Origin of the sequence: Mycobacterium sp. E3298 (assembly GCF_001666895.1) — a bacterium.
In the GTDB taxonomy this organism is placed as follows: domain Bacteria; phylum Actinomycetota; class Actinomycetes; order Mycobacteriales; family Mycobacteriaceae; genus Mycobacterium.
Map to the genome: position 1 here is coordinate 1 of NZ_LZJB01000578.1, position 4,861 is coordinate 4,861.

The 4,861-nt window shown below is 67.1% G+C and carries 5 protein-coding genes and 1 pseudogene; 2 read left to right on the top strand and 4 right to left on the bottom strand.

Features of this window, described 5'->3' with window-relative positions; translation table 11 throughout:
• The coding region (locus A9X05_RS26405) for a carboxylesterase/lipase family protein (protein ID WP_067785101.1) at positions 1-1,100 on the bottom strand (1,100 nt) is incomplete at its 3' end.
• A 79-nt stretch (positions 1,101-1,179) separates the two neighbouring features.
• Here A9X05_RS26405 and A9X05_RS26410 point away from each other — a divergent pair.
• Positions 1,180-1,851: a hypothetical protein gene (locus A9X05_RS26410; protein ID WP_067760856.1), complete on the top strand. Its 672-nt coding sequence runs from the start codon at positions 1,180-1,182 to the stop codon at positions 1,849-1,851.
• Here the strand turns inward: A9X05_RS26410 and A9X05_RS26415 are convergent.
• Both A9X05_RS26415 and A9X05_RS26420 read right to left on the bottom strand, forming a co-directional pair.
• A complete protein-coding gene (locus A9X05_RS26415; RefSeq protein ID WP_067785104.1) occupies positions 1,838-2,797 on the bottom strand; it encodes an SDR family NAD(P)-dependent oxidoreductase in 960 nt (319 codons plus the stop codon). The genes A9X05_RS26410 and A9X05_RS26415 overlap by 14 nt on opposite strands.
• Positions 2,798-2,799: 2 nt before the next feature.
• Positions 2,800-4,023 carry a cytochrome P450 gene (locus A9X05_RS26420; protein ID WP_082971069.1) on the bottom strand — a complete coding sequence of 408 codons (1,224 nt, stop codon included), beginning with the start codon at positions 4,021-4,023 and terminating at the stop codon, positions 2,800-2,802.
• 93 nt (positions 4,024-4,116) lie between these two features.
• Between A9X05_RS26420 and A9X05_RS26425 the strand changes: the two genes are divergently transcribed.
• Positions 4,117-4,746 carry a TetR/AcrR family transcriptional regulator gene (locus A9X05_RS26425; RefSeq protein WP_067760862.1) on the top strand — a complete coding sequence of 210 codons (630 nt, stop codon included), beginning with the start codon at positions 4,117-4,119 and terminating at the stop codon, positions 4,744-4,746.
• A 3-nt stretch (positions 4,747-4,749) separates the two neighbouring features.
• Here the strand turns inward: A9X05_RS26425 and A9X05_RS31415 are convergent.
• Positions 4,750-4,861 (bottom strand): annotated as a pseudogene (locus A9X05_RS31415) (dihydrodipicolinate reductase); the annotation flags it as partial.

The window sequence follows — 4,861 nt, forward strand, 5'->3', positions numbered from 1 at the left end:
GCCGATGGCGCGGGGTAATCCGGATATGCGGCGGTAATGCGTTCGCGTGCAGCAGGTTCCGTGTCGGCCAGCAACTCCTCGATCATGGCTTGATTGGTCGGCAGCATCTTGAGGAAGCGGGTGAACAGCCGACCCTCTTCCGCGTTGGTGCCGACGATGAGCGGCACCCGATGGGCCCGGCCCCCGCGCATCGCCTCGACCGGATCGGTGGGCACGACATCGTCACCAGCGACGGGGCCGATCGGAAAGGCGCCCAGCCTGTCCTCCATGCCCTGGTCGATCAGCCGGTGTTGAGCGTCCACGAGTTGCGCCGGCGACGCCCGCATCAACACCTCGGCGGCGTTTTCCGGGCGCGCGCCCAGCAGCTCGGCGAAGCGCGTCGCGAATTCCGCCGCGGTCTCGCGCGACCGGACCATGCCGGCGGCCGGGCTCTCCGAAATCGCCCGCGCGAACAGCCCTTCGGCGGCGGGCACCGCCAACAGGGTGGCGGTGATGTGCGCGCCGGCGCTCTCCCCGAAGATGGTGACGTTGTCCGGATCTCCGCCGAACGCGGAGATGTTGTCCTTCACCCAGCGCAACGCCAGCACCAGATCGCGCAGGAACAAATTGCTGTCGATGGGGATGTCCGGGGTCGAAAGGGACGACAGGTCCAGGCATCCCAACGCGCCCAGGCGGTAATTCACCGACACGTACACGCAGCCGCGGCGCGCGAGCGCCGCACCGTCGTAGAGCGGCGTCGCCGAGCTACCCAGGATGTAGCCGCCGCCGTGGATGAAGACCATCACGGGAAGCGGCTGTTCGGCGGGCCCCTCGGGAGTGACGACGTTGAGGGTCAGGCAGTCCTCCCCCATCGGCTGATAACGGCCTCCAAGACCGGACCAGCCGAGCATGGTGTAGCGGCGCTGCTGGGGTGCGCAGTTGGCGAAGCCGTGGCAGTGCCGCACACCCGACCACGGTTGCGCCGGCCGGGGTGCCCGCAAGCGCAGCGGCCCGACCGGCGGCCGGGCGTAGGGGACGGATCGCCAGCGGTGGACGCCGTCGCGGGTGAAACCCTCCACGGTGCCGATGGTCGTGCGTGCGCGGACGGTGCGCTGATGCATAACCCGACGTTAGCCGACATGACGGGCGTAACGCGCGCGCAGCGCCTTATTCGCGGCCACGGCGGTTTAGCCTGACTGGATGCGGATCGTCGCGCTGTTTGCAGCGTCGTTACTGATCGCCGGCTGCTCGCACACGGTCGGCGGCCAGTCTCAGCAAACGCCAACGTCGAGAAGCGCTTCTTCCACCCCCTCCGGGGGCAAAGGGCCGGCCCCCTCGGCGGCGCCGGCGGCCGGAGCCTCGATCTCCGACGTCATCGCGTGGATCGAGGCCGGCCATCCCGCGGACCCCGGCCGCTATCACGATGCGATTCGCGACGGTGCGGCCACGCCGCTCGGCAACGACCTCGCGTTCTCGGCCGTCGCCGGCAAAGCATCCTGCATGACCGATTCCAAGCACACGGGTGCCGCCCTGGTCTGTCTGGTCAGCCTGACGAATCCGCCGGCCGCGCCCGCGACCTCGTACGGCGATTGGCAGGGCGGTTGGGTGACCTTCGACGGCGTGAATCTGCAGGTGGGTGCGTCGCGCGCCGATCCCGGTCCGTTCATCAACGGCAACGGTCCGGAATTGGCCAACGGCGACTCGCTGTCATTCGGCGACTATCGCTGCCGGGCCGATCAAACCGGACTCTACTGCGTGAACTACGCCCACCAATCCGCCGCACACCTGGGTCCCGCGGGCATCGAGCCGTTCGGCTGCCTGAAGCCGGGGCCGGCGCCGGACGGTGTCGGCACGGCGTTCAGCTGTTCATGATCGTCGCGAACAGCTCGGCCATCTCGTCCGCGGGCCCTCGCGGAACCGTGTAGCCGGCTTCGTCGCGGATCTCATCGAAATGGTCACGCACACCTTCGATCGACAACCCCGGGTCGTAGAAGCCCCGTGTCCGGCCGATGAAGAAGCGCGCGACGTGTCCGGCCCCCACCGTGTAGATTTCCCCGGACACCGGGCAATCGCGGTGGGTCAGGAAGGCCGCCACCGGGGCGACCTGCGCCGCGTCCAGCTTCTGAAGGTATTGGCCCACAAGGTCGTTCATCACCGCCTGCGACGCGGGGTCATCCTGTTGACCCGCCCCGTCGAGCGAGTGCGTCAGCATCCGGGTGTAGGCGATCGGCGCGATGGCGTTGACCTTGATGCCGCGCTCGGCGCCCTCGGCGGCCAGCACCCGGGTGAACCCGATCAACCCGGTTTTCGCCGCGCCGTAGTTGCTCATGCGCTCGGCGCCAAGGATTCCCGCGGCCGAGCAGGTGTTGAGCACCCGGCCGTACCGCCGTTCGCGCATGGCCCGCCACGCGGGCCGCGTCACATAGAACGCACCGTTCAAGTGGACATCCAGCAGGGGTCGGAGCCGGTCGGCGGTCATGTCTTCGAACGGCGCGTCGCCGACGATGCCCGCGTTGTTGATCAGGATGTCCACCCGCCCCCAGGTGCGCAGGGCGGTGTCGATGATGGCTTCCGCGCCTTCGGGACTCGTCACGCTGTTGTTGTCGGCGGCGGCCTCACCACCGAGCCGGCAAATCTCGTCGACGACGGCGCCCGCCACTGCGGCGTTTGATCCGTCCCCCGTCACCGAGCCGCCGATGTCGTTGACCACGACGCGCGCACCACGCGATGCAAGCAACAGCGCGTACTGCCTGCCCAGGCCGGCGCCCGCACCGGTGATCACGGCGACCTGCCCGTCGAATCGCAGCGCGGTGGCCATGTTCACCAACTGACCGGAAGTTCTTTCATGCCATAAATGTTGGCGTCTTTGAACCTCAGTTCCGCCGGGGATACCGCCAGATTGAGCCCGGGTAAGCGGCGCGCCAGCGTGGCGAATGCGACCTGCATCTCGACCCGGGCCAGGTTGGCTCCGATGCATTGATGCACCCCGTAGCCGAAGCCCAAGTGCCCGCGGGTGTTTCGGTCGACGTCGAAAGATTCGGGATTGTTTACGAACTCGGCGTCCCAGTTCCCGGCGAGCAGATTCATCATGACGTACTCCCCCGCGCGAATCAGCTGACCGCCGATGGTCAGATCTTCGGTCGCCACGCGATCGACCTGGCTGTGCACGATGGTGAGGTAGCGCATCAGCTCTTCGACGGTGTTGGCGATGACGGCCGGGTCATCGGTCTGTCCGAGCCGCTCGAACACGTCGGGATGTTCCAGCAGCGCAACCGTTCCCAGCGAGATCATGTTGGCGGTGGTTTCGTGGCCGGCCTGCATCATGATCACGCTGTTCATGGCCGTGGTGGTGTGATCGAGTTGGCCCGTCGCGACGTATTCGGTGAGCAGGCGGCTGATCAAGTCGTCGCCGGGTTCGCGCGCCTTGCGTTGCACCAACTCCTCGATGTAGGCGTACATGGCCCCGAACGCCTGGCCCTTTTCCTCGTCGGTCGATTTCTGGTCAAGCCCCTTGGTGGTGTTGTGCTGGAAGAGTTCGAGGTCTTCGGGCGGCACCCCCAGCAGCAGTGCGATCACCATCGACGGCACCGGCAAGGCGAATTCGCGCACCAGATCGGCGGGTGCGCCGTGCTCGATCATCTGGCCGAGATAGTGGTCGACCCATTCCTGGATGTGCGGCCGCATCGCTTCGCAACGCCGAAAGGTGAAGTTGCTCGTCATCATGCGCCGCAACCGATGATGCTCGGGGTCGTCGATCCGTGCGAACATCACCGCGACCTTGTTGTCGGCGTCCGTCGGCAGGATGGAGTCCGGAATGGTCTTCGCGGATAAGCGCGGATCGACCAGCGCCGCCCTGATGTCGTGGTAGCGGCTGACCACCCAAACCGGGCTGCCCTGGAACATCGCCCGCCGCAGGCCGGGCTGTTTGCGCCATTCGTCGAACTCGGGCGGAGCTGCGAGCGGGCAATGCGCCGGCCGCGGGGCGGGCAGCACAGGAAGATTCGCGTCGGAGCAGGGATCCGACGCATCGAAAGATATTGCCATGAACCGTGTTTCTGATTAAGTGTCAGCTATCTGCCAGTTGTTAGAGCGTAAAGCCAGGCTAGTTGGCAGTCAACCGTCAGTTAGGCTGTCGGGATGACCGCGGTTGAGGATCGACCGTTGCGGGCGGACGCGGCGCGCAACGTCGAGCGCATTCTGCGCGCGGCACGAGACGTCTATGGCGAGCTGGGGCCGGATGCGCCCGTGGAGGCCGTCGCCCGGCGCGCCGGCGTCGGTGAGCGAACCCTCTACCGCAGGTTCCCGACGAAGGCCGACCTGGTGCGGGCCGCCCTGGATCAGAGCATCGCGGAGGATCTCACGCCGGTGATCGAGACCGTCCGGCGTGCCGATGACGCGCTGCGCGGTCTCACCCAACTGATCGAAGCGGCAATCTCGTTGGGGGCCCGCGAACACAACCTGCTGACCGCTGCGCGCCGGGCCGGGGCGCTCACGTCCGACATCTCGGTTTCGCTCAACGTCGCGCTCGCCGAGCTGGCCCTCGAGGGTCAGCGAGCCGGCAGCATCCGCGCCGACCTGGTCAGCGACGACCTACCCCGCCTGATCGCGATGCTCTTCAGCGTGCTGTCGACGATGGATGCGGGTAGCGACGGCTGGCGACGCTACGTCGCACTCGTCGTCGATGCGATTTCGGTCAACGAACGACAGTCGTTGCCTCCGGCCGCCGCGCTGCGCTATGAGATCGGGCCGAACAGCTGGCCGCTCTAGGCCCTACCGCTCGTCCCACATCACGCCGCGCATCGTGGCGGACAGCGGGATGTCCTCCACGCCGATGAGCCCCTGCGGCGCGCGGCATACCCAGTCAATCGCATTGACGACGCGG

What these genes read in the sequence shown, in the direction of transcription:
- A9X05_RS26410 (WP_067760856.1), top strand. Translation starts at nt 1,180, where the DNA reads ATGCGGATCGTCGCGCTGTTTGCAGCGTCGTTACTGATCGCCGGCTGC.
- A9X05_RS26415 (WP_067785104.1), bottom strand. Translation starts at nt 2,797, where the DNA reads ATGGCCACCGCGCTGCGATTCGACGGGCAGGTCGCCGTGATCACCGGT.
- A9X05_RS26420 (WP_082971069.1), bottom strand. Translation starts at nt 4,023, where the DNA reads ATGGCAATATCTTTCGATGCGTCGGATCCCTGCTCCGACGCGAATCTT.
- A9X05_RS26425 (WP_067760862.1), top strand. Translation starts at nt 4,117, where the DNA reads ATGACCGCGGTTGAGGATCGACCGTTGCGGGCGGACGCGGCGCGCAAC.